Consider the following 22,930-nt stretch of genomic DNA (forward strand, 5'->3'; position numbering starts at 1 on the left):
CGGACGCTTCCTTCGTTCCCGTTTCCGGGCCCTCCGGGCGCTTCCTTCGTTTCCGACTCTATCAGACTCTTTCGTGTCCGACTTCCTCGGCGCTTTCCAGGTTTTCGCTTTCGCGTTTCCCTTTCCGGCGGCTCCGACTCTATCAGTGCTTTTCCGTCTCCCTGACCACTTCGTTTTGCGGCGCACGGAAATACGGGCACAGCAGAGCGAGGTGCAGGATCAAGATCAGCAAGTAGAAGAGGAGCCTGCCCGTCCCGACACATTCACGTGAAGTTCACACGTTGTCGTCAGGCGGGACTTAGGACAGTACAGCCCCGGGAGCGGTCGGGGCAAATCGGCCCCCGAGCCCCTGGGGGTCTATGGTCTAGTCCACTACCGCACCGGTCTAGTCCAGTAGTCTCCGTCGGGGAAGCCCGGCCTGGAGTCATACCAGGCGAACCCGGACTTCTTATGACTTACCCTTCTGAAAAGTACGCCGTCACACAGCACGTAGTGACGGTGACACGAAGAAGCCCCACCCCTGGGAGGCCATCCATGACCACCGTGACGTCCCCGCTCGCCGGGCGTGCCATCGGACTCGCGGCAGTGCCCGATCCGGTGTTCTCCGGCGCAATGGTGGGCCCCGGTACCGCCATCGACCCCGTACGGGAGCCCTCGGAGGCGGTTTCCCCCGTCGACGGCGTCATCGTCTCCCTGCACCCGCACGCTTTCGTCGTCGTCGACGACGAGGGCCACGGTGTGCTGACGCACCTCGGTATCGACACCGTCCAGCTCAACGGCGAGGGCTTCGAGCTGCTCGTCAACAAGGGCGACACCGTCACGCGCGGCCAGGCCGTCGTGCGCTGGAACCCGGCTGCCGTCGAAGCGGCCGGGAAGTCCCCCGTGTGCCCCATCGTGGCCCTCGAAGCCACTGCTGACTCCCTCGGCGACCTCCGTGCGGACGGCGATGTGAAGGCCGGCGACGCCCTCTTCACCTGGAAGTAGTTCAGCCAGAAGTCGTGACGCCGCCGTCGTCGAGACGGTGAGTCGGACATCCACCGCGGTGGCGGAGACCGCCGCACCAATCGGAGACGGGTGAAATGGAGACAACGCTGCGAGGCGTCGGCGTGAGCCACGGTGTGGCGATCGGCCAGGTCCGGCACATGGGCACTGCGGTCCTGGAGCCGCCGGCCAAGCAGATTCCGGCGGAGGAGGCGGAGCGCGAACAGGGGCGTGCCCGCAAGGCCGTCGAGGCCGTGGCGGCCGACCTGAACGCGCGCGGCAACCTGGCCGGCGGTGAGGCGCAGGCGGTGCTGGAGGCCCAGGCCCTGATCGCCCAGGACCCCGAGCTGATCGCCGACGTCGACCGGCGCATCGCCGTCGGCAGCACCGCCGAGCGGGCCGTGTACGACGCGTTCTCGCACTACCGCGAGCTGCTCGCGGGCGCCGGTGAGTACATGGCCGGGCGTGTGGCGGACCTCGACGACGTGCGCAACCGCATCGTGGCGCGCCTGCTCGGCGTCCCGATGCCGGGGGTGCCGGACAGCGACGAGCCGTACGTACTGATCGCGCGCGACCTCGCTCCCGCCGACACGGCGCTGCTCGACCCGGCGCTGGTGCTCGGTTTCGTGACCGAGGAGGGCGGGCCGACCAGCCACAGCGCGATTCTGGCGCGGGCGCTGGGCGTCCCCGCGATCGTGGCGCTGCCGGGCGCCGGTGAGCTCGCCGAGGGCACGCTGGTCGCCGTCGACGGCAGCACCGGTGAGATCTTCGTCGACCCGAGCGACGACAAGCGCGCCGAGCTGGAGCGTGCCGCGGCCGAGCGCAAGGCCGCGCTGGCCGCGTCCTCCGGTCCGGGTGCGACCTCGGACGGGCACAAGGTGCCGCTGCTCGCCAACGTCGGCGGTCCCGCCGACGTCCCGGCGGCGGTGGAGGCGGGCGCCGAGGGCGTCGGTCTGTTCCGTACCGAGTTCCTCTTCCTCGACGACTCCGCGAAGGCGCCGTCGGAGGAGAAGCAGGTCGAGGCGTACCGCAAGGTGCTGGAGGCGTTCCCCGAAGGCCGTGTGGTCGTGCGGGTGCTGGACGCGGGCGCCGACAAGCCGCTGGACTTCCTGACGCCCGCCGACGAGCCGAACCCGGCGCTCGGCGTGCGCGGTCTGCGGTCGCTCCTGGACCACCCCGAGGTGCTCCGGACGCAGCTGACGGCGCTGGCGAAGGCCGTCGAGGGGCTTCCGGTCTACCTGGAGGTCATGGCGCCGATGGTCGCGGACCGTGCGGACGCCAAGGCGTTCGCGGACGCGTGCCGGGCGGCGGGGCTGCAGGCGAAGTTCGGCGCGATGGTGGAGATCCCCTCCGCCGCGCTCCGCGCGCGCTCGATCCTCCAGGAGGTCGAGTTCCTGTCGCTCGGCACCAACGACCTGGCCCAGTACACGTTCGCGGCCGACCGGCAGGTCGGCGCGGTGTCCCGGCTGCAGGACCCGTGGCAGCCCGCGCTGCTCGACCTGGTCGCGCTGTCCGCCGAGGCGGCCAAGGCCGAGGGCAAGAGCTGTGGTGTCTGTGGTGAGGCCGCCTCCGATCCGCTGCTCGCGTGTGTGCTCACCGGTCTGGGTGTGACCAGCCTGTCGATGGGTGCCGCGTCCATTCCTTACGTGCGCGCGACGCTGGCGAAGTACACGCTCGCCCAGTGCGAGCGCGCTGCCGCCGCGGCCCGTGCCGCGGACTCGGCCGAGGAGGCCCGCGTGGCCGCGCAGGCGGTGCTGTCCGGGGAGTGACCCGGTCGGCCGTCCGCTGCCTGGACGCGGTGTCTGAGTGAGAGGGGCTTCCCGTCGCCGGTGCGTCGGGGAGCCCCTTTCGCTTGTCGGTCAGTGGTTGGTGGCCAGGGGTCAGTGGTCGGTGGTGGGCTGGTCGAACGGGAAGCCCGCCCGGTAGTCCACTCCTGGTTCGGGTGCCACCGGGTCTCCGGTGTCGGCGTCGGTGCAGTACGCGCTGAAGACTTCCCCGGCGGTGAGCGGGAGCAGCCCGCCCTCGTGCAGCCGCCAGCCGTGGACGCGGTCGGGCGCGTCCGTCGCCGTGGTGCGCAGCACCAGGCCGCCCGGGCTGTGCTGGGCGATGCCCGCGGCGAGGACGGTGACGAACTCGGCGACGTCCGTCTCGTCGAGCAGGGCCGGGCCGTCGCCGCGGCCCTCGGCGTGGAGCACGGCGATGAGGTGCTCCTGCTGTGCCTGAACGCTGCACACCATGTGGTGCAGGCCCGGGCCCGCCGCCTCGATCAGGCGGGTGAGGATCGTCGAGGCGCGTTCGAAGGCGGAGCGGCCGATGTCCCGGCCGCATTCGGCGCACTCCCCCAGGTCGGCGAGGAGCAGGGTCGCGTAGTCCCAGGTCGCCTGGCGGACCGCTTTGTTGATGAGCTCGGGCACCAGGCTGTCGATGGGCTGGCCCGCATAGGCGACGCGGGCGCCGCCCGCCGCGATCTCGGCCGTGAAGCGGGTGCGGCTGTCGGCACTGTCGGGGTCGAGGCCTCCGGCCGTGCAGAACTCGGTGAACTCCTCCGGGTCGAAGAGGGCAACCGTGGTGTGCAGGCCCTGGGCGGCGAAGGATCTGAGGAGGCCGTCGACCTGGCGGAGGTAGGCGGTGTGGTCGTCGAAGGCGAAGGTCCGGTACCGCGTCATCGCCTCGAAGTCGTACGCGTCGGCCAGCAGCCCCACCGTGTTCGGCGTCTCCCTGCGCAGGGTCCGCCGCGTGGCTCTGGGCGCGTGGCCGGGCCGGGAGCCGCGGGGTGTTCGGGACCGGGTGGAGGCCGTCGGGCCGGTGGACTTCCTGGAGTTGCGGATGTGTGCCATGTTTCCCCCTGCGTACTGTCGATCAGTGCTCACTCACCGTAACGGAGGGCACTGACAACGCCGGGCGCGGCAGCCGGTCCCGTACCAGCCGGTGCTGAACGCAGCAGGTCAGAGCGATGACGGCGCCGAATGCCGTCCAGCCGACGGGGCCGGTCGCGATGGCCGCGGTGACGGCGAGCGGTCCCGCGCTGCGCTGGGCGGACTGGGCCAGCCCGTGCACGCCGAGGTAGCTGCCCTGGGCCTGTTCCGGCGCCAGCGCGATCGAGAGTTCCCACGAGACGGTGGCGTGGATCATCTCGGCCAGGGTGAAGGCGGCGGCCGAGACGGTCAGGCAGATGCTCGCGGGTACGGCGCCGTGGACCGCCGAGGCGGCCATGGCGACGCCGGCGGCGGCGAAGACGGTGGCGAGCGGGAGGAGCAGCCGGTGGGCCGCCTTGGTGGTCGCGCCGAAGCGGGCGAGGGGGACCTGGAGGCCCACCACCATCACGTTGTTGAGCACCATCAGGAGCGGTACGAGGCCGTGCGGCGCGTCCGTGGCGGAGACGGCCCAGAGGGGGATGCCGACCTTGAAGACGGCGTCGTCCATGAAGAGCACCGCTTCGGTGGCCACATAGGCCAGGTAGGTGCGGTCCTTCCAGGGGTTGGCCGGTCGTGCGGCGGGGGCGGGGTCCTTGGAGGTGGCGACCGTGCGCGTGGGCGAGGGCGGTTCGGCGCAGCGGGCGGCGACCAGGGCGGCGCCCACGAAGGAGAGGGCGTCTCCGGCGAGCAGCCACTGGTAGGCGGCCGTGGTGGCGAGTGCGAGGGCGAGTGCCGCGGCGAGGCCTCCGACGGCCCAGCCCGCGTTGGCCAGGGTGCGGCTGACAGCCTGGTAGCGGACGCGGTCGGGTCCGGCGACGCGGGCCGCGTACAGCTTGGTGAGCACGTTGGCGGAGCGGTCGCCGAAGCTGCCGACGGCCGAGTACACCAGCAGGAGCGCGTAGTTGTCGGTGGTGAGCAGGGCGGCGGAGGCCAGGGCGCGCAGGACCTGGAAGGCGATGAGCACGCGCGTGAGGGGCAGCCGGTCGGCGATGCGGCCTCCTATGGGCGCGCCCGCGATGCCGACCGCGCCGGCGAGGGCGACCAGCGTGCCGACCTGGGCGACGGAGAGCCCAGCCACGTAGGTGAAGTACAGGACCGAGACGGCGGCCCACAGGCCGCTTCCGGTCCGGTCGACGAAGGCCACCCAGAGCATCAGTCGGCCGTCGCGGCCTCCCGGGACTCGTTCCCACAGTGCGGCACGTCGGCTGCGCAAAGTCACTGCTCCCCCTTGACTGGCATTATGTATTGATACATAGTTCAGTACGTGGCAGAACAATATGCGATCAGTGGCACCTCGGCCAAGGGAATTGCCGCTTCCGTCGAACGGGGCGTCGCCGACGGCGGGTTGGCGCCCGGGGACACGCTTCCTCCGGTCCGCCGCCTCGCGGACGACCTGGGCGTGAGTCCGGGCACGGTGGCGACGGCGTACAAGGAGCTGCGCGGGCGCGGCGTCGTGGTCACCCACGGGCGGGGCGGGACCGTGGTCGCCGCCGCGCCCTCGGTCGCCTCACGGCGCCCGCCGAAGGTGCCGGAGGGGCTGCGGGACCTCGCGGGCGGCCACCCGGACCCGGCCTTCCTGCCCGAACTGCCCGCGCCGGTGCGGATGACGGCCGGTGCGCGGTCGCACCGCTCGACGCCACGGCTGCCGCTCCTTGAAAAGCGCGTCCAGGAGTGGCTGGGCGCCGACGGCGTGCCGAGCGGGTCGGTGACCTTCGCGCACGGCGCGCTCGACTGCGTCGCCCGGCTGCTCACCACCGAGCTGCGGCCCGGTGACGCGGTGGCCATGGAGGATCCCGGCTACCACCATCTGCTCGACCTGGTGCAGGTCATGGGGTTGCGTACGGTCCCGGTCGCCGTCGACGACGAGGGGATGCGGCCCGAGGCCCTGCGCGAGGCGCTGCGGGCCGGGGCGCGGGCCGTCGTGTGCAGCCCGCGGGCGCAGAACCCGTACGGCGGCTGCTTCTCGGAGCGGCGCCGGGACGACCTGGTGGAGGTGCTGCGGGCCGCGCCCGAGGTGCTGGTGATCGAGAACGACCACGCCGCGGAGATCGCGGGGGCGCCGCTGTACACGCTGACTGCGGGCGGGCGGCTGGCGCGCTGGGCGCATGTGCGGACGGTGACGAAGTACCTGGGCACGGACCTGCGGTGGGCGGCCGCCGCCTGTGACCCGGCGACGCTGGCGCGGCACGACGGCCGGCTGCTGCTGACCTCCGGCTGGGTGAGCCATCTGCTCCAGGGCACGGTGCTCGGGCTGCTCACCGACCGGATGGCACGGGAACTCGTGCACCGCGCGCGTGACGCCTACGCGGAGCGGCGGAGCGCTCTGGCGGGCGAGCTGGAGCGGCGCGGGATCGCCTCGCACGGGGCGAGCGGGATGAACCTGTGGGTGCCGGTGCGGGACGAGTCGGCGGTGGTGAACGGGCTGCGCTCGCGCGGCTGGTGGGTCGCCGCCGGGGCGCGGTTCCGGATCGCCTCGAGCGCCGGTGTACGGATCACCTCGGCGGGGCTGAAGCCCACCGAGGCGGCCCGGCTGGCCGCGGACTTCGCCGAGGTGCTGGGCGAGTCCGAGGCCACGTACGGAGGGTGACGGGCGGCGCCCCGGCCTTCGAAGGCTGGGGCGCGCACGGGTCAGCCGTGCTTGCGGCCCACCGCTTCGTAGAAGCGGAGGAAGTCGAGGTTGTCGACCGAGCCCGGGTTCACGGCCTTCTCCAGCGGGGTGCCCTGGAGCAGTCGCTTGACCGGCACCTCGATGCGCTTGCCCGTCAACGTGTGCGGGACGCCCGGGACCTCGATGATCTCGTCCGGGACGTGGCGCGGGGAGAGCTGCTCCCGGATCGCCTGCTTCACCTTCGTACGGAGGTCGTCGTCCAGGACGGCGCCCTCGGCGAGGTGGACGAAGAGCGGCATCCAGTAGCCGCCGTCCGGCTCTTCGATGCCGATGACCAGGGACTCGCGGATCTCCGGGAGGCGTTCGACGACTTCGTAGATGTCCGCCGAACCCATGCGGACGCCCTGGCGGTTGAGGGTGGAGTCGGAGCGGCCGTGGATGACCACCGAGCCGTGGTCGGTGATCGTGATCCAGTCGCCGTGGCGCCACACGCCGGGGAACATCTCGAAGTAGCTGTCGCGGTAGCGGCTGCCGTCCGGGTCGTTCCAGAAGCGGATCGGCATGGAGGGCATAGGGTTGACCACGACCAGCTCGCCCACCTCGCCCACGACCGGCTTGCCCTGCGGGTCCCACGACTGGAGGTCGGTGCCCAGACAGGCGGCCTGGAGCTCGCCGATGTGGACGGGCAGCGTCGGGACGGCGCCCGCGAAGCAGGAGCAGACGTCGGTGCCGCCGCTGACCGAGGCGATCCACAGGTCCTCGCGGACCTCGTCGTGGAGCCAGCGGAAGCCGTCCGGCGGGAGCGGCGAGCCGGTGGTGGCGACGCACTTCACGCGCGAGAGGTCGTGGTCGCGCGACGGGTGCACACCGGCCTTGCGGCAGGCCATCACATAGGCGGCGGAGGTGCCGAAGAGGGTGGCCCCGGTCCGCTCGGCGACGCCCCACTGGGCGCCGGTCTCCGGGTAGCCCGGGCTGCCGTCGTACAGGACGACCGTGGTGCCGGTCAGCAGGCCGGAGACGAGGAAGTTCCACATCATCCAGCCGGTGGAGGTGTACCAGAAGAACCGGTCCTCGGGGCCCAGGTCGCAGTGGAGGCCGAGCTGTTTGAAGTGTTCGAGAAGGATGCCGCCCTGCGACTGGACGATGGCCTTGGGCAGGCCCGTCGTGCCGGAGGAGTAGAGCACCCAGAGCGGGTGGTCGAAGGGAACTTGCTCGAAGACCGGCTCGTTGTCACTCTCAGTGAGCGATGACCATGCGAGAGTTCCTTGGGGGGCAGGGGTGCCGAGCAGCGGGATGTGGACGACGGCGCGCAGGGTGGGCAGTTCGCGGCGGAGCTCGGCGACGACGTCGGTGCGGTCGTGCTCCTTGCCGCCGTAGCGGTAGCCGTCGACGGTGAACAGGACGACGGGTTCCACCTGCTGGAACCGGTCGAGGACGCTGCGCGCGCCGAAGTCGGGGGCGCACGAGGTCCACACGGCGCCGACGGCCGCGGTGGCCAGGAGCGCGGTGACGGCCTGCGGGACGTTCGGCAGATAGCCGCTGACGCGGTCCCCGGGCCGGACGCCCAGGGCGCGCAGCTCGGCGGCGAGCGAGCCGACCTGGCGGCGCAGCTCCGCCCAGCTGGTGGCGACGGGCTCGTGCGTCTCGTCGACGTGCAGCAGCGCGGCGTCGTCGGCGCGGGCCGGGTCCTCGGCGGTGCGCAGCGCGTGCTCGGCGTAGTTGAGGGTGGCGCCGGGGAACCACTGGGCGCCCGGCATCGACCGGTCGGCGAGCACCGTCTCGTACGGGGTGGAGAAGCGCACGTCGAACCAGTCGGCGACGGCCTTCCAGAAGGTGTCGAGTTCGGTGACGGACCAGCGGTGCAGCGCCTGGTAGCCGCCCTCGGCGGGGGCGCCGTACCGCTCGGCGGCCCAGGTCTGGAACGCGGTGATCCGCGCCCCGGCGATGCGGTCGGGGCTCGGCTGCCACAGGGGCGCGGGCTGCGGCGCGGCGTTCGCTGGTGAGGTCATGGGTCGGCTCCCGGGCTGGTACGCGTGGTGTGCGTGTGCCGCGCGCACACGCGTAGGGGTGTGCGCATGCGGCGGCTCACAGGGACGATGCCATGTGATCGTCTTCCGCACCAGGGTGTGCCGCCCATAGTCCGGCACCTGACGATGTGGTGCCACCACGGGTGAACGGAAGTTGAACGGAGCACACAGCTCATGATCCGGATGGCAGGGTGAGCCGCATGGACGGCAATGACCTGGTGCGCTCGGTGAAGGCGGTCGGCTCGGTGCAGGGGCTGAGGGCGGTCCGCTCGGCCCTGCGGCGGCGCCGGGCGGACGCGTGGGGGCTGCCCGCGCGCGGTCCGGAGCGCGCCCGGGTGCCCGGTCAGGTCCAGGGCGCGGAGCCCCGGCCGGGCGGTGGCGTGGTGCGGTTCGCGCGCTCCGCCCTGGAGGTGCGGGTGGCGGCGGGCGGCGCCGTGTTCTGGGGCTGGGACGGAGCCGGCCCCGAGCCGTCGTACGCGCTGGCGGGGCCCGCGCCCGAGCCCGACGCGCGCGCCGTCCTGGAGCCCGACACGGACGGCGGCTGGCGGGTGGTCTCCGAACGCGTGATGGTGGCGGTGTCCCGGCACGGGGCGGTGGAGGTGCGCACCCCGGGTGGCGTCGTGCTCCGCCGCGAGCTGCCGCCGCGCTGGTGGGAGCCGGTCGGCGGCGGTCCCGCGCGCTGGGTGCAGCGCTCCGAAGTCGCGGCCGACGCGCGCGTGTTCGGGCTCGGCGGCCGGGCGGAAGGACCCCGGCTGCGCGACGGGGCGTACCGGCTGTGGAACACCGACCCGCGCGGCGGCTTCGCCCCCGGCGACGACCCGCTGTACATCACCATGCCGGTGCAGCTGGTGGTGGCGGACGCCGGGACGCATCTGGCGTTCTACGACAACACCTGGGACGGCCGGGTCCTGCTGCGCGAGGGCGAGGAGGGCGCCGGTTCCGGTCACGACCGGGCCGGGAGCAGCGAGCTGCGGATGGAGGGCGGCCCGCTGCGCTGCTGGGTGGTGGCGGGCACCCCCGCGCGCGTGCTGCAGGGCTGGACGGCGCTGACCGGCGCGCCCGCGCTGCCGCCGTCCTGGGCCCTTGGCCCGCAGCACGCCCGCTGGGGCTTCGGCAGCGAGGCCGAGGTGCGGCGGGTCGTCGCCGGGTACCGGGAGCGCGGGCTGCCGCTGTCCGCGCTCCATCTGGACATCGACCACTACGACGCCCACCAGGTGTTCACGGTCGACCGCGAGCACTTCCCGGACCTGCCCCGCCTCGCCAAGGACCTGGCCGAGGACGGGGTGCGGCTGGTGTCGATCGTCGACCCGGCGGTCAAGGCGCAGCGCGGCAACGCGGTGTACGAGAGCGGGCTCGCGGCGGACGCGTTCGTCCGGGACGCGCGCGGCGACAAGGTGCGGGGCGTGGTCTGGCCGGGCGAGTGCGCGTATCCCGACTTCACCGATCCACGTGCGCGCGAGTGGTGGGGCGGGCTCTACCAGGAGCGGCTCGACCAGGGCTTCGCCGGGGTGTGGCACGACATGAACGAGCCGACGTCGTTCGCGCCCTTCGGCGATCCGACCCTGCCCCGCTCCGCGCGGCACGCGCTGGAGGGCCGCGGCGGCGACCACCGCGAGGCCCACAACGTGTACGGCCTGACGATGGCGCGGGCGGGCTACGAGGGGCTGCGCAGGCTGCGCCCCGACGAGCGCCCCTTCCTGTTCAGCCGCTCCGGCTGGGCCGGGATGCAGCGCTACGGAGGCACCTGGTCGGGTGATGTGAGCACCGGCTGGCCGGGGTTGCGGGCCTCGCTCGCCCTGGTGCTCGGGCTGGGGCTGTGCGGGGTGCCGTACTCGGGTCCGGACGTGGGCGGGTTCAGCGGCACCCCGTCGCCGGAGCTGTATCTGCGCTGGTTGCAGCTGGCTTCCTGGCTGCCGTTCTTCCGTACGCACTCGGCGATCTGGGCCGGGCGCCGGGAGCCGTGGGAGTTCGGGCCGGAGGTGCTCGGCCACGCGCGCGTGGCGATGGCCGAGCGGGAGCGGCTGCACCCGTACTTCACGACGCTGGCGCAGCTCGCCCGGCTGACCGGGGCGCCCTACGCACGGCCGGTGTGGTGGGGCACGCCGGGCGATCGGTCGCTGCGGGAGTGCGAGGACGCGTTCCTGCTCGGCGACGCGCTGCTGGTGGCGCCCGTCTTCGAGCGGGGCACGGACCGGCGGGCGGTGCGGCTGCCGCGCGGCCGCTGGTACGACACGGCGACCGAGGAGCCCCACGAGGGGCCTTGCCAGGTCCTGGTGGACGCGCCCCTGGCCCGTATCCCGGTGCTGGCCAGGGCCGGTTCCGTCATCCCGGTGCGCGGCGCGCAGGGCGAGGTGGAGCTGGAGGTGTGGGCCCCGGCGGCCGGGCGCACCGGCGGCGGCCTGGTCGTCCGGGACGCGGGCGACGGGTGGGCGCCGACGGTGGTGGAGCGTTTCTCCACCCGGATAGCGGGCGGCCGGGTGGTGGTGGAGCGGATCACGGACGAGGGGGCGACGCGGGAGGTGGGGTACGAGGTGCGGGTGCGGGGTGGGGGGCGGTGAGGCGGGGCGGGTGTGCCTGGCCCCGGGAGCGGGTGCCCCTGGCCCTCGCCTCCTCAGCGCCCAGGCATCCTCAACGCCCGCCCGCCGTCACGACCAGCCCCCCTCACCGCACGACCCAGCCTCCCCTCACCGCACGAACCGCCCCGCGAACCACGCCCGTACCACCTCCGTATGCAGCGGAAACGCCAGTTCCTCGGGGCGGCGGAGCACCCGCCAGCCCGCCGTCTCGTCCGTCGGGGCGGGCGGTGGGAGTGCGGCCGCGGCGCGGGCGGGCAGCAGACCGAACAGGAGCACGTGGTGTGGGGAGCTGAGCGCGTCCGCGAGGCGCACCTCGGCGGCGGACGCCTCGATGCCCGTCTCCTCGTACAGCTCGCGGACCACCGCCTCCTGCCACAGCTCGCCGTCGTCGACGAAGCCGCCGGGCAGGGCACGGCGGCCTATATGGGGCTCCACCGCGCGGGTGATGACGACGAGTCCCGTACCGCGCGCGTCCGTCACGGGAAGGAGGGCGAGGGCGACGGGCAGCGGGTTGCGGTAGGTGATGGTCCCGCAGGCCGCGCAGGGGCGGGGCCAGCCGGCCGAGGCCGAGGGGTAGGGCGACCCGCACGCGGCGCAGTGCGAGTCCTTCACAGGCTGCTTCGAGGTCTTCGAGGTCCCGGTCACGCGCGGACTTTAACCGAATACATTCGGCCATCGGATCACATTGCCCCAACTTCCCCTTTTCTACGCCCCGTTGAGCCATGAAGGGTGTGCTCATGACACTCAGATCAACCGTGCGCGGCCTGGTCGCCGCTGCCGCAGCCCTGCTCGCCGTGACCGCCACCTCGTCCACCGCCCGGGCCACGCCCGAACCCAAGGCGCCCGCCGAGTTCGTGGCGCTGGCCACCGTGGACCCGACGATCATCCAGGAGATGCGCTACATCACGCCGCACAACTTCGTGGGCAAGCCGATCGACGGCTACAAGCAGCCGGTGTGCATCCTGACCCGCCAGGCGGCCCAGGCACTGCACCAGGCGCAGCTGAAGCTGCTCCGCCAGGGCTATTCGCTGAAGGTGTACGACTGCTTCCGGCCGCAGCGGGCCGTCGACAACTTCGTGGAGTGGGCCAAGGACCTCGACGACCAGCGGATGAAGACCGAGTTCTATCCGCTTGTCGACAAGTCGAGGCTGTTCGAGGACGTGTACATCGCGGCCAAGTCCGGGCACAGCCGGGGCAGTTCGATCGACGTCACCATGGTCCGGCTGCCCGCGTGGCCGACGCCGCCCTACCGCCCCGGTCAGCAGCTGGTGCCGTGCTTCGCGCCGAAGGACCAGCGCTTCCCCGACAACTCCGTCGACATGGGCACCGGCTTCGACTGCTTCGACACCCTCTCGCACACCGACGACCCACGCATCCAGGGCGTCCAGCGCGCCAACCGCCAGCTCCTGAAGGGCACGCTCCAGGCCGCCGGGTTCGTCGGGATCCCGCAGGAGTGGTGGCACTTCACCTTCCAGCCGGAGCCGTTCCCGGACACCTACTTCGACTTCCCGGTGGCGTGGCGCTCGGTGGCCGGTCACCACTGAGCGACACCCCCTGCCGGAGCACGGCCACCCGTGGCACACTTCTGACGTTCCGTCAGATACGAGCGCCGGGAGGGGTTTTGACGCGCATGCGCACACCCGTGGTGGCGGGCTGGTTCACGGAGGCGGAGGACGAGGGGTTCCGGCTGCTCGGCACCCGGTGCTCGGCCTGCGCCTCCGTGTTCTTCCCCCGCGAGGACTCCTTCTGCCGCAACCCCGGCTGCGCCGGGCGGGAGCTGACCGAGGTCCCGCTCTCCCGGCGCGGGCGCGTCTGGTCGTACACCGACGGGCGCTACCGGCCGCCCGCGCCCTACGTCTTTGACCCCGAGGCCGTCTGGCAGCCGTACACGCTGGTGGCGGTGGAGCTGGAGGCGGAGCGGATGGTCGTCCTCGGGCAGGCCGTGCCGGGGGTGACGACCGCCGACCTCGCCGTCGGGATGGAGGTCGAGGTGGTGCCGGGCGTGCTCAACGAGGAGGCCGGGACCACCTGGACGACCTGGCACTGGCGGCCCGTGGAGGCGGGCGCATGAGCGGCGCGGGCGACATCGCGGTCCTCGGTGCCGGAATGCACCCGTGGGGCAAATGGGGCAGGAGTTTTGTCGAGTACGGGACGGTCGCGGCCCGCGCCGCGCTAGCCGACGCCGGGCTCGACTGGCCGGACGTACGGTCCGTGGTCGGCGCGGCGACCGTGCGCGGCGGCTACCCCGGGTATGTGGCCGGGGCGACCTTCGCGCGGGCGCTCGGCTGGCAGGGCGCGCGCGTGACCAGCGTCTACGCGGCCTGCGCCTCCGGGGCGCAGGCGATCAACACCGCGCGGGCACAGATCCTCTCCGGGATGGCCGAGGTGGTGCTCGTGGTGGGCGCCGACGCGGCGCCCAAGGGGTTCTTCGCCCCGGCGGGCGGCGAGCGGCCCGACGATCCCGACTGGCTGCGCTTCCGGGTGCTTGGCGCCACCAACCCGGCCTACTTCGGCCTCTACGCCCGCCGCCGCATGGCCCTGCACGGGGACACGCCCGACGACTTCGCGCGCGTCAAGGTGAAGAACGCGGCGGCGGGCGCGCTCAACCCGTACGCCCGCTACCGCAAGGCGGTGTCCGCCGAGGAGGTCGCCGCCTCGGCGGTGGTCGCCGATCCGCTGCGGCTGCTCGACATCTGCGCGACCTCCGACGGGGCGGCCGCCCTGGTGCTGTGCGGCATGGACTACGCGCGCCGGCACGGGGCGGTGGACCCGGTCCGCATCCGGGCCGTGTCCACGGTCACGCCCACCTACCCGAACACGGTCCTGGACCTGCCGGACATCGCCACCGACTCGGCGGTCGCGGCCGAGCCCTCGCCGTACTCCTTCCGTGCCTCCATCGCCCGGGCCGCCTACGAGGAGGCCGGGATCGGGCCCGAGGACCTGTCGCTGGCCGAGGTGTACGACCTGTCGACCGCCCTGGAGCTGGAGTGGTACGAGGATCTGGGGCTGTGCGGCGCCGGGGAGGGCGCGAAGCTCGTACGGGAGGGCGTGACGGCGCTCGGTGGTCGCGTTCCGGTCAATGCGAGCGGGGGGCTCGCATCGTTCGGCGAGGCGGTGCCCGCCCAGGCGATCGCGCAGGTCTGCGAGCTGACCTGGCAGCTGCGCGGCACGGCGGGCGAGCGGCAGATCGACGGGGCGAGGACCGGGATCACCGCCAACCAGGGCCTGTTCGGGCACGGCTCGTCGGTGATCGCGGTGCGCTGAGCTCCCGGCCGCCGCCGTGCCCGTACCCCGGCGGCCGGTGCTGTCGGCGACCTTGACGCTCCATCACGGCCGGTGAACACTTCCCGTTGTCTCTCGGCGTCGCCGTTCCTCGGCTCCCGGCCGCGTGCCGTCGCACGCGGCCGCCGGGCTGCTCCCCCACCGGCGGCTCCGCCAGACGAGCACGCTCGTCACGGACGCCGGGCGGGGGCGAGCAGGCCCCCACCACCGGCGCCGCAGCCATGGGAAGCGCGCACCCTGCACGGCGGACCGGGGCCACGCCCCGGGCGAGGGCATAGGAGCAGCCATGAGCAACGGAGACATCTTCCTCGGTGAGGTCATCGGCACGTCCATCCTGATCCTCTTCGGGGCCGGGGTGTGCGCGGCGGTCACGCTCAACCACTCCAAGGCGAGAGGCGCAGGCTGGGTGGTCATCGCGTTCGGCTGGGGCTTCGGGGTGCTGGCCGGGGCGTACACCGCGGCGCCCCTGTCGGGCGGCCACCTCAATCCGGCGGTGACCGTCGGGATCGCCGTCGACACCGGCGAGTGGGACAAGGTCTGGCTCTACGTCCTGGGGCAGCTGACCGGCGCGATGCTCGGCGCGGTCCTCGCCTACCTCGTGTACTTCGCCCAGTTCCGGGCCAACGCCGACCGGGACGGCGCCGTCCCGACGCTCGGCATCTTCTCGACGATCCCCGAGATCCGGAATCCGGCCGCCAATCTCGTCACCGAGATCATCGCCACCGCCGGCCTGGTGCTGCCCGTGCTCGCCTTCGGCGACAACCAGGGCCTGGGCGACTCCGGCAGCACCGTGCTGATCGTGTCGCTGCTCGTCGTCGGCATCGGCCTCTCGCTCGGCGGGCCCACCGGTTACGCCATCAACCCGGCCCGCGACCTGGGCCCGCGCCTGGTGCACAGCGTGCTGCCGATCCCCCGCAAGGGGACGTCGGACTGGGGTTACGCCTGGATACCGGTGGCGGGACCGCTGGCCGGCGGGGCCCTCGGCGGCCTGATCCACCACGCGGCCTTCTGAAGACCCGCCGCCCACCCGCGGCCTTCCGACCTAGGGGTAGCCATGACGGAGAAGTTCGTCGCAGCCATCGACCAGGGCACCACCTCCAGCCGCTGCATCATCTTCGACCAGGGCGGCGCCATCGTCGCCGTGGACCAGCGCGAGCACCGCCAGATCTTCCCGAAGCCCGGCTGGGTCGAGCACGACGCCACCGAGATCTGGTCCAAGGTGCAGGCCGTGGTCGCGGGCGCGCTCGCCAAGGCCGGGATGCGCGCGGAGCAGCTCAGCGCGCTCGGCATCACCAACCAGCGCGAGACGACGGTCCTGTGGGACCGGGCGACCGGCAAGCCCGTGCACAACGCGATCGTCTGGCAGGACACCAGGACCTCCGCGCTCTGCGCCCAACTCGGCGCCGAGGACGGCCAGGACCGCTTCCGGGACGCCACCGGACTGCCGCTGGCCAGCTACTTCTCGGGGCCCAAGGCGGCCTGGCTGCTCGACAACGTACCCGGCCTTCGGACCCGTGCCGAGCGCGGCGAGATCGCGTTCGGGACCGTCGACTCCTGGCTGATCTGGAACCTGACCGGCGGCACGGACGGCGGGGTGCACGTCACCGACGTCACCAACGCCTCGCGGACCATGCTGATGAACCTGTCGACCCTGGAGTGGGACCCCTCGATCCTGGCCGCGATGAACGTACCGGAGGCGATCCTTCCGGAGATCCGGTCCTCGGCCGAGGTGTACGGCACGGCGGTGGGCCAGCTGGCGGGCGTGCCGGTGGCGTCCGCGCTCGGCGACCAGCAGGCGGCGATCTTCGGGCAGGCCTGCTACGACACGGGCACGGCCAAGAACACGTACGGGACCGGGAGTTTCCTGCTGCTCAACACCGGCGGTCGGCCGGTGGCCTCCAAGAGCGGTCTGATCACCACCGTCGGCTACAAGATCGGCGACCAGGCGCCGGTCTACTGCCTGGAGGGCTCGATCGCGATCACCGGGGCCCTGGTCCAGTGGTTCCGGGACCAGCTCGGGCTGATCCGCAGCGCCGCCGAGATCGAGACGCTCGCCGCGAGCGTCGAGGACAACGGCGGCGCCTACATCGTGCCCGCCTTCTCCGGCCTGTTCGCGCCCTACTGGCGCTCGGACGCGCGCGGCGTGATCACCGGCCTGACCCGGTACGTCACCAAGGCACACCTGGCCCGCGCGGTCCTGGAGGCCACCAGCTGGCAGACCCGCGAGGTGGTGGACGCGATGTACCAGGACTCCGGGGTGCGGATCACCACGCTCAAGGTCGACGGCGGGATGACCGTCAACAAGCTCCTGATGCAGCATCAGGCGGATGTGCTCGGCGTGCCGGTGATCCGGCCGAAGGTCTCCGAGACGACCTGTCTGGGCGCCGCCTACGCGGCGGGGCTCGCCACCGGGGTCTGGGCGGGCCTGGACGAGCTCAAGGCGCACTGGCAGAAGGACGTGGAGTGGGTGCCCGCGATGGAGGCGCAGGTGCGGGAGAGCGAGTACGACAACTGGCGCAAGGCGGTGGAGCGCAGCCTCGGCTGGCACGAGGAGGACGGGAAGTAGGCCGCACCGGCGAAAGCCCCCCAAGACGCACGGCCCGTACCCCAGTCGGTGGGGGTACGGGCCGTGTCCTCGCGTAAAGGCCTCAGATCGAGACCGTGCGGCGTCTGCGCTCGGAGAGGACCATCGCGTGTTCCACGACGGCGACCAGGACGTCCTTGACGGCCTCGCGGTCGCGCGCGTCCGTCATCATCAGCGGTACGTCCGGGTCGAGGTCGAGCGCGGAGCGCACGGCGTCGGCCGGGTAGCGGGCCGCGTCGTCGAAGCAGTTGACGGCCACCGTGAAGGGCAGCCCGCGGCGCTCGAAGTAGTCGATCGCCGCGAAGGAGTCCTCCAGGCGGCGGGTGTCCGCGAGGACCACCGCGCCGAGCGACCCCTGCGCCAGCTCGTCCCAGAGGAACCAGAAGCGGTCCTGGCCGGGCGTGCCGAAGAGGTAGAGGACCAGGTCCTCGCGCAGGGTGATGCGGCCGAAGTCCATCGCGACCGTGGTGGTGCTCTTCGCCTCCACGCCCTCGACGTCGTCGACCGGCCGCCCGGCCTCGCTGAGCCGCTCCTCGGTGCGCAGCGGCCGGATCTCGCTGACCGCGCCCACCAGAGTGGTCTTGCCGACTCCGAAGCCGCCCGCCACCAGGATCTTGAGGGTCACCGGTTCGACGGGCCGCTTCCTGCGGCTAGAGCGCCCGAAGGCCATTGATCACCTCGCGGAGAAGGGACTCGTCCGGCAGCTCGGCCGGCGGAACGGGTCGGGAGACGTGCACCAGCTGGTCCTGGACGAGATCGCCCACCAGGACGCGGACCACCCCGACGGGGAGGTCGAGTCCGGCGGCGAGCTCGGCGATGGACTGCGGGGTGCCGACGCAGCGCTCGACGATCTCGACGTGCTCGGGCGAGAGCGAGTGGTCGTGCCCCGGGTCGTCGGCGGCCGGTTCGGGCACCACCACCGCGATCAGGTCGAGCCGGTGCTGACCGACACTGCTGGTGCGGCCGCGTGTCATCGCGTACGGCCGCACCACCGGTCCCGCGTCGTCGTCGAACCAGTGGTGCTGCCGGGGCGGCGACTGCTGCGGCACCCGGTCCGGCTGCTGCGGGCCGTTCGCCGGCGCCCGCTGGTCTGCGTCACTCATACCGTCGCGCTCACCCTGCGGTGGGCAGGCCGGTCCGTGGTGCCGTCGTGAGGTGGGCCCCGACCCGCTTGACCATCAGGGTCATCTCGTACGCCACCTGGCCGACGTCCGACTCGGCGTCGGACAGGACGGCCAGACAGCTGCCGTCGCCCGCGGCGGTCACGAACAGGAAGGCGTCGTCGAGCTCCACGACGGTCTGGCGGACCCCGCCCACGTCGAAGTGGCGGCCGACCCCCTTGGCGAGGCTGTGGAAGCCGGAGGCCACGGCGGCCAGGTGCTCGCCGTCCTCCCTGGTCAGGTCCCTGGACGTGCCGGTGGGCAGGCCGTCGCTGGACAGGACGAGCGCCTTGCGGATGGAACCGACCCGGTCGACCAACTCGTCCAGCAACCAGTTGAGTTCCCCGGCGCCCTTCCCGATGACGTCGTGTGCTGCGGACTTCGGTGCGGTCATCGACCGTCCCCCTCCGGTGTATTGCGTCGTACGCCGCCCAGGGCCTGGTCGGGCCCGTCGGCTGTGGTCTCTGCGCTGGTCATCGCGTTGTGCCGACGCCCGCGCTGCCAGCCACGCTGCATCGACGCCATACGGTTGCGCACTTCCTCTGCGTCGCGCTCGGGCTGCGGCTGAGCGCCCGGGCCGCCCGGCCCGGTGCGGTCCGCGGGCTCGGCGGAGGTCTCTTTCAGCTGGGGGGCGAGGCTGGCCTGGCGGACCCGGCGGGGCAGGGCGCCCTGCAGTCCGGTTCCGTCGGCGCTCTCGCGGGCGTGGGCGGGCCGTCGCAGCGGCTCGGGCGCCGGAGCCGGCACGAGTCCGCTGGCGCGCAGCGCGTCGGCCCGCCGCAGCTCCGGTGACTGCCCGGCCGGACGGACCGGCTCCGCCGCGGACGACGGGTGGTCGCGCCCGGGCTGGTCGTCGACCCGGCGCCCGTGGTCGCTGACCAGGGTCGGCGCGGGCGGACGGCGGCGCGGCAGCGGTACGGGGCCGACCGGCCGGCCCGGGGCTCCGGCGCCCTCGTCGGCCGTCTGCTGGTGCTGCCGGCGGTCGGCCGGGATGCCTCGGGGCGCGCCGAAGAAGACGTCGTCGTCCCGCTCGTCGGCGCCCAGCGCGTGCGGGGCGTCCAGCTCCAACGGGTCCACGGGTGCCTCCAGTTCGACCGGCCCGTCGAGCAGGGCGCGGTCGGGGACGCCCACCGGGAGCGGGGAGAGCGCGCGGGGGCCCGCGTCCCGCTCGCGGCGCCCGGCCGCGTCGCCGTGGGCCGCCTTGCGGTCGAGGCGGAAGCCGGTGCCGTTGGTGTCCGGCGCGTCGGTGAGCAGGGCCGCCGGGATGAACACGACGGCCGTGGTGCCGCCGTACGGGGAGGGCTGGAGCGAGACGCGGACGTTCTGGCGCTGGGCGAGCCGGCTGACCACGAACAGGCCGAGCCGGTCGGTGTCGGAGAGCTCGAACTCGGGGGTCTCGGCGAGGCGCAGATTGGCGTCGAGGAGCGCTTCGGGCGTCATGCCCAGGCCCCGGTCGTGGATCTCCAGCGTGAAGCCGTTGGCCACCTGCTCGCCGTGCACCTGGACGGCGGTGTGCGGGGGCGAGAACACCGTGGCGTTCTCGAGGAGTTCGGCCACCAGGTGGGTGAGGTCGGCGACGGCCGGGCCGCCCACGCCGAGCCGGGGCAGCCTGCGGACCTCTATGCGCTCGTAGTCCTCGACCTCGGCCACGGCGGCGCGGACCACGTCCATCAGCTGGACGGGCTTGCGCCACTGGCGGGAGGGGGCGGCGCCGGAGAGGATCACCAGGCCCTCGGCGTGGCGGCGCATACGGGTGGTGAGGTGGTCGAGCCGGAACAGGTCGGCGAGCTCGTCGGTGTCCTCGGTGCGGCGCTCCATGGTGTCGAGGAGCGTGAGCTGGCGGTGCAGGAGGACCTGGTTGCGGCGGGCCAGGTTGACGAAGACCTCGGCCACCCCGCGCCGCACGTCGGCCTGCTTGACGGCGGCCTCGACGGCCGCGCGCTGAAGGGTGTTGAGGGCCTGGCCGACCTGGCCGACCTCGTCCTTCTCGTAGTCCAGGCGCGGCGCCTCGGTCTCGACGTCGACGTGCTCGCCTGCGGCGAGGCGGCGCATCACGCTCGGCAGGCGCACGCCGGACACCTCGTGCGCCTCCTTGCGGAGCCGGGTGAGGTCGCGGATCAGCTCGCGGCCGATGCGTACGGAGAGGAACAGCGAGAAGACGAGCGCGAGGAAGCCGAGGACGCCCGCGACACCGGCCTTGATGAGGACGTTGAAGGCGACCGGGTGGACGCGGTCGCGGTAGCGGTCGTCGGCGTCCGAGACGGCCTGCGAGAGGCGCGCGAGCAGCGGGGTCGCGGTCTGCTGCCAGCGGGCCAGGTCGACCTTCGGGTTCTTGGTGGGGCCGGCGGTGATGATGTTCTGCTCGGCGGCGCGCAGCGACTCGGAGCCGGCGGCGGCCCAGAACCGCTCGAAGATCTCGCGCTCGCCGCCGGGCAGGTTCTCCAGGCTGATCTCGTACAGGAGCGTGCGGTTGGCGACCAGGTTGACGACCTCGCGCAGTTCGTTCCAGGTGAACTGCGGCGGGGCGACCAGCGAGGAGGCGACCAGGGCGTCCTCGCGCGCCAGCATCTCGCGGGCCCGGGCGAGGCCCACGACCGCGCGGCCCTGCTTGTCCATGTCCACGTTCTCCAGCGCGTGGAGATTGGTCAGGAACGTGTAGCAGGGCTCGATGACGTCGCTGTACGCCTCCAGTGCCCGGGTGCGGTTGAGGCTGCGGCGGTCGACCTGCCGGCGCAGGTCGCCGATGCCGTCGAACTCCTGGAGGACGGTCTTCAGCCGCGCCCGGGCCGCCGGGCGCAGATCGTCGCGCACCTGGGAGTCATTGGCGGCGGAACGAATCTTCGCGACCGCGCGGTCGGTGTCCCGGCGGCGGTTCTGCAGCGCGGCGAGCGCGTCGGCGGCCCGCTGGTCGGCCAGGTAGACGAGCGTCTGGCGACGCTCCTCCTGGATGATCTGGACCGTGTCCTCCATCGGCGAGCCGACCTTGTCCACGATGTACGTGACGTTCAGCAGCTCGTTGGCCTCGCGGCCGGTGATGTAGGTCGTGAATCCCCACAGGGCGGTGAGGGAGACGAGCGGCACCAGCAGCAACGCCACGATCTTCCTGCGGATGGACTTCCCGCGAAAGCGCATGGCCTCCCCCAGATCAACCGTCAACAAACGGCGTGAGCCTACTACTGCCACACAGACAACTCGAAGGCACGTCCGGACGATTTTCGGCCGCCCTCAAGGGAGTTGATCATGGGTTGTCCTGGTATTACGTGAGATCACCTCCAGGGTGTGGCCGAGGACACCCGTAGGGCCGGTGGTTCCCGTCCGGACCCGGATGGCTGGAATTCTGCCTTCCACGCAAATCCGGGGAATCTTCGGGGAGTTCCGTTCGTCCTTCTGTACGGGGGTTGTGACGGGGATGTACGGACCCGTGCGCATCGGCAGGCATCGATGCGCCGGTGGTGGGGAGTGAGTATCCATGGGCACTGAAGGCATGAGTGCGGACCGTGGGGCGGCCGAGGGCTCGCGCGCGGACGGCAGGCATGACGACAGCGGGCACGGCGGAGGCGGGCGCGGCGGGGGTGAACTGCCGCCGCTGTGGGTGGAGGAGCCCGCGATCCGGCCGCGGCTGCCCGACCCGATCAGGGACGCGGCGGTGCGCTCGGTGCTGATCGTCGCGGTCACGCTGATCCAGGCGGTGATCGCGTTCCTGTGCACGGTGGCGGGTTCCTGGCTGGCCTTCCCGATGGTGCTGAGCAGCGTGGCGAGCACGGTGGTGGCGACCTGGGCGGTGCTGGACGTGTGGGTGACCCGCCAGGTGTGGAACCAGCGCAACGGCGTCGTGTCGGTGCCGAGCAGCACCGCGCGCCAACTGCGCCGGGAGCGGCGCCGGGTGCGGCGCGCGGCCCGGGCGGCCGAGCGGTCGGGGACCGGCCGAATAGGCACGGGCGAGACGGGCAGCCTCTCCCGGGCATAGCGGCCCGAGGGAGTGCCGGTGGGTGAGGTGCAGGAGCCGGACGCGGCCGTGGGCAGACGCCGCGGCGGCGCCGGGGCACTGCGGTCGGTCGACCGCGCGGTCAGCGTCCTGGAGGCGCTGGCCCGGCTCGGCGAGGCCGGAGTCACCGAGATCGCCGATGAGTTGGGGGTGCACAAGTCGACCGCGTTCCGGCTGCTCGGGGCGCTGGAGAACCGTGGCCTGGTCGGCCAGGAGAAGGAACGGGGGAAGTACTTCCTGGGCGCGGGGATGCTGCGTCTGGCCGGTGCCGCGGCCGTGCGGCTCGACATCTCGCAGGAGGGCGTGCCGGTCTGCCGCGCGCTCGCGGACCTCACGGGCGAGACCGCCAACGTCGCCGTGCTCGACGGCGACGCGGCCGTCAACATCATGCAGGCGCGCGGGGCGGCGGCCGTCACGGCGTTCAACTGGCTGGGCCGGCGCACCCCGCTGCACGCGACCGCGAGCGGCAAGGCGCTGCTCGCCCACCTCCCCGAGGAGCGCCGCGAGGCACTGCTCGCCCAGGGGCTGGCGCGCTTCACCGCGCACACCCTCACGGATCCGGCCGTGCTCCGCGCCGAGTTGGCGCGGGTGGTCGAGCGGGGGTACGCGCAGACGGCCGAGGAGCTGGAGGACGGGCTCAACGCCCTGGGGGTGGTGGTGCGCGGCCACGACGGCGCGGTGATCGGCGCGATCGGCGTCTCGGGCCCGGCGTACCGGATGCCGCGTGAGTCACTCCCGGAGGTCGCCGAGCGCGTCCTGGAGGCCGCCCGGGACCTCTCTCGTCGCATGGGGCATCCCGGGTAACAGCGGCGCTG

20 protein-coding genes are annotated in these 22,930 nt (G+C 72.8%); 12 read left to right on the top strand and 8 right to left on the bottom strand.

Annotated elements, in window-relative coordinates:
* The 3 genes from IE252_RS43155 to ptsP all read left to right on the top strand — a co-directional run.
* The coding region (locus IE252_RS43155; protein WP_229848291.1) for a hypothetical protein at nt 1-271 on the top strand (271 nt) is incomplete at its 5' end.
* Between the two features lie 263 nt (nt 272-534).
* Nucleotides 535-984: a PTS sugar transporter subunit IIA gene (locus IE252_RS12405; protein WP_190089451.1), complete on the top strand. Its 450-nt coding sequence runs from the start codon at nt 535-537 to the stop codon at nt 982-984.
* Nucleotides 985-1,079: 95 nt separating this feature from the next.
* Nucleotides 1,080-2,750, top strand: a complete 1,671-nt coding sequence (gene ptsP, locus IE252_RS12410; protein WP_190089452.1) for a phosphoenolpyruvate--protein phosphotransferase — start codon at nt 1,080-1,082, stop codon at nt 2,748-2,750.
* Between the two features lie 111 nt (nt 2,751-2,861).
* Here ptsP and IE252_RS12415 read toward each other — a convergent pair whose 3' ends face one another.
* Nucleotides 2,862-3,818, bottom strand: coding sequence for a DUF8829 domain-containing protein (locus IE252_RS12415; RefSeq protein ID WP_190089453.1), 957 nt, complete (start codon nt 3,816-3,818; stop codon nt 2,862-2,864).
* A 22-nt stretch (nt 3,819-3,840) separates the two neighbouring features.
* On the bottom strand, nt 3,841-5,115 hold the full coding sequence (locus IE252_RS12420; protein WP_308434534.1) for an MFS transporter: 1,275 nt from the start codon (nt 5,113-5,115) through the stop codon (nt 3,841-3,843).
* A 45-nt stretch (nt 5,116-5,160) separates the two neighbouring features.
* Here IE252_RS12420 and IE252_RS12425 point away from each other — a divergent pair, with 45 nt between their 5' ends.
* Entirely contained in the window at nt 5,161-6,483 is a 1,323-nt protein-coding gene (locus IE252_RS12425; RefSeq protein WP_190089454.1) for an aminotransferase class I/II-fold pyridoxal phosphate-dependent enzyme, read from the top strand.
* A 41-nt stretch (nt 6,484-6,524) separates the two neighbouring features.
* On the opposite strand, the gene IE252_RS12430 is transcribed toward IE252_RS12425, so the two are convergent.
* Entirely contained in the window at nt 6,525-8,513 is a 1,989-nt protein-coding gene (locus tag IE252_RS12430; protein ID WP_190089455.1) for an acetoacetate--CoA ligase, read from the bottom strand.
* Between the two features lie 218 nt (nt 8,514-8,731).
* Between IE252_RS12430 and IE252_RS12435 the strand changes: the two genes are divergently transcribed.
* Nucleotides 8,732-11,089, top strand: coding sequence for a glycoside hydrolase family 31 protein (locus IE252_RS12435; RefSeq protein ID WP_190089456.1), 2,358 nt, complete (start codon nt 8,732-8,734; stop codon nt 11,087-11,089).
* Between the two features lie 126 nt (nt 11,090-11,215).
* On the opposite strand, the gene IE252_RS12440 is transcribed toward IE252_RS12435, so the two are convergent.
* Nucleotides 11,216-11,752 carry an NUDIX domain-containing protein gene (locus tag IE252_RS12440; RefSeq protein ID WP_190089457.1) on the bottom strand — a complete coding sequence of 179 codons (537 nt, stop codon included), beginning with the start codon at nt 11,750-11,752 and terminating at the stop codon, nt 11,216-11,218.
* A 92-nt stretch (nt 11,753-11,844) separates the two neighbouring features.
* Here IE252_RS12440 and IE252_RS12445 point away from each other — a divergent pair, with 92 nt between their 5' ends.
* The 5 genes from IE252_RS12445 (at nt 11,845) to glpK (ending at nt 16,955) form a co-directional block, all read left to right on the top strand.
* Complete coding sequence (locus IE252_RS12445) at nt 11,845-12,651, top strand: M15 family metallopeptidase (RefSeq protein ID WP_190089458.1); 807 nt, start codon at nt 11,845-11,847, stop codon at nt 12,649-12,651.
* Between the two features lie 98 nt (nt 12,652-12,749).
* On the top strand, nt 12,750-13,178 hold the full coding sequence (locus IE252_RS12450) for a Zn-ribbon domain-containing OB-fold protein (RefSeq protein WP_190089794.1): 429 nt from the start codon (nt 12,750-12,752) through the stop codon (nt 13,176-13,178).
* On the top strand, nt 13,175-14,371 hold the full coding sequence (locus IE252_RS12455) for a lipid-transfer protein (protein ID WP_190089459.1): 1,197 nt from the start codon (nt 13,175-13,177) through the stop codon (nt 14,369-14,371). Before IE252_RS12450 ends, IE252_RS12455 begins: the two co-directional genes overlap by 4 nt.
* Before the next feature lie 304 nt (nt 14,372-14,675).
* Nucleotides 14,676-15,401 carry an MIP/aquaporin family protein gene (locus IE252_RS12460; RefSeq protein ID WP_190089460.1) on the top strand — a complete coding sequence of 242 codons (726 nt, stop codon included), beginning with the start codon at nt 14,676-14,678 and terminating at the stop codon, nt 15,399-15,401.
* A 42-nt stretch (nt 15,402-15,443) separates the two neighbouring features.
* Complete coding sequence (glpK, locus tag IE252_RS12465) at nt 15,444-16,955, top strand: glycerol kinase GlpK (protein ID WP_190089461.1); 1,512 nt, start codon at nt 15,444-15,446, stop codon at nt 16,953-16,955.
* Nucleotides 16,956-17,037: 82 nt separating this feature from the next.
* On the opposite strand, the gene IE252_RS12470 is transcribed toward glpK, so the two are convergent.
* Genes IE252_RS12470 through IE252_RS12485 form a run of 4 tightly spaced genes read right to left on the bottom strand, consistent with a single transcriptional unit; the run spans nt 17,038 to nt 21,262 of the window.
* The gene (locus tag IE252_RS12470) at nt 17,038-17,643 is read right to left on the bottom strand and encodes a GTP-binding protein (RefSeq protein WP_190089462.1); all 606 of its coding nucleotides are present in this window, start codon (nt 17,641-17,643) and stop codon (nt 17,038-17,040) included.
* Entirely contained in the window at nt 17,624-18,076 is a 453-nt protein-coding gene (locus IE252_RS12475; RefSeq protein ID WP_101387295.1) for a DUF742 domain-containing protein, read from the bottom strand. Before IE252_RS12475 ends, IE252_RS12470 begins: the two co-directional genes overlap by 20 nt.
* A gap of 10 nt (nt 18,077-18,086) precedes the next feature.
* Nucleotides 18,087-18,527 carry a roadblock/LC7 domain-containing protein gene (locus IE252_RS12480; RefSeq protein WP_101387296.1) on the bottom strand — a complete coding sequence of 147 codons (441 nt, stop codon included), beginning with the start codon at nt 18,525-18,527 and terminating at the stop codon, nt 18,087-18,089.
* Entirely contained in the window at nt 18,524-21,262 is a 2,739-nt protein-coding gene (locus IE252_RS12485) for a sensor histidine kinase (RefSeq protein WP_190089463.1), read from the bottom strand. The genes IE252_RS12480 and IE252_RS12485 overlap by 4 nt, the downstream gene beginning before the upstream one ends.
* Nucleotides 21,263-21,614: 352 nt before the next feature.
* Between IE252_RS12485 and IE252_RS12490 the strand changes: the two genes are divergently transcribed.
* Both IE252_RS12490 and IE252_RS12495 read left to right on the top strand, forming a co-directional pair.
* A complete protein-coding gene (locus tag IE252_RS12490) occupies nt 21,615-22,097 on the top strand; it encodes a hypothetical protein (RefSeq protein ID WP_229848293.1) in 483 nt (160 codons plus the stop codon).
* A gap of 18 nt (nt 22,098-22,115) precedes the next feature.
* Nucleotides 22,116-22,919: an IclR family transcriptional regulator gene (locus tag IE252_RS12495; RefSeq protein ID WP_229848295.1), complete on the top strand. Its 804-nt coding sequence runs from the start codon at nt 22,116-22,118 to the stop codon at nt 22,917-22,919.
* Nucleotides 22,920-22,930 lie beyond the last annotated feature (11 nt).

The sequence above is a fragment of the Streptomyces melanogenes genome (genome assembly GCF_014649795.1).
Classification (GTDB): domain Bacteria; phylum Actinomycetota; class Actinomycetes; order Streptomycetales; family Streptomycetaceae; genus Streptomyces; species Streptomyces noboritoensis.

Coding starts and splice junctions, on each gene's coding strand:
- IE252_RS12435 (WP_190089456.1), top strand. CDS start 8,732: ATGGACGGCAATGACCTGGTGCGCTCGGTGAAGGCGGTCGGCTCGGTG.
- IE252_RS12475 (WP_101387295.1), bottom strand. CDS start 18,076: ATGAGTGACGCAGACCAGCGGGCGCCGGCGAACGGCCCGCAGCAGCCG.
- IE252_RS12460 (WP_190089460.1), top strand. CDS start 14,676: ATGAGCAACGGAGACATCTTCCTCGGTGAGGTCATCGGCACGTCCATC.
- IE252_RS12480 (WP_101387296.1), bottom strand. CDS start 18,527: ATGACCGCACCGAAGTCCGCAGCACACGACGTCATCGGGAAGGGCGCC.
- IE252_RS12485 (WP_190089463.1), bottom strand. CDS start 21,262: ATGCGCTTTCGCGGGAAGTCCATCCGCAGGAAGATCGTGGCGTTGCTG.
- IE252_RS12430 (WP_190089455.1), bottom strand. CDS start 8,513: ATGACCTCACCAGCGAACGCCGCGCCGCAGCCCGCGCCCCTGTGGCAG.
- IE252_RS12490 (WP_229848293.1), top strand. CDS start 21,615: ATGAGTGCGGACCGTGGGGCGGCCGAGGGCTCGCGCGCGGACGGCAGG.
- glpK (WP_190089461.1), top strand. CDS start 15,444: ATGACGGAGAAGTTCGTCGCAGCCATCGACCAGGGCACCACCTCCAGC.
- IE252_RS12445 (WP_190089458.1), top strand. CDS start 11,845: ATGACACTCAGATCAACCGTGCGCGGCCTGGTCGCCGCTGCCGCAGCC.
- IE252_RS12415 (WP_190089453.1), bottom strand. CDS start 3,818: ATGGCACACATCCGCAACTCCAGGAAGTCCACCGGCCCGACGGCCTCC.
- IE252_RS12405 (WP_190089451.1), top strand. CDS start 535: ATGACCACCGTGACGTCCCCGCTCGCCGGGCGTGCCATCGGACTCGCG.
- ptsP (WP_190089452.1), top strand. CDS start 1,080: ATGGAGACAACGCTGCGAGGCGTCGGCGTGAGCCACGGTGTGGCGATC.
- IE252_RS12455 (WP_190089459.1), top strand. CDS start 13,175: ATGAGCGGCGCGGGCGACATCGCGGTCCTCGGTGCCGGAATGCACCCG.
- IE252_RS12470 (WP_190089462.1), bottom strand. CDS start 17,643: ATGGCCTTCGGGCGCTCTAGCCGCAGGAAGCGGCCCGTCGAACCGGTG.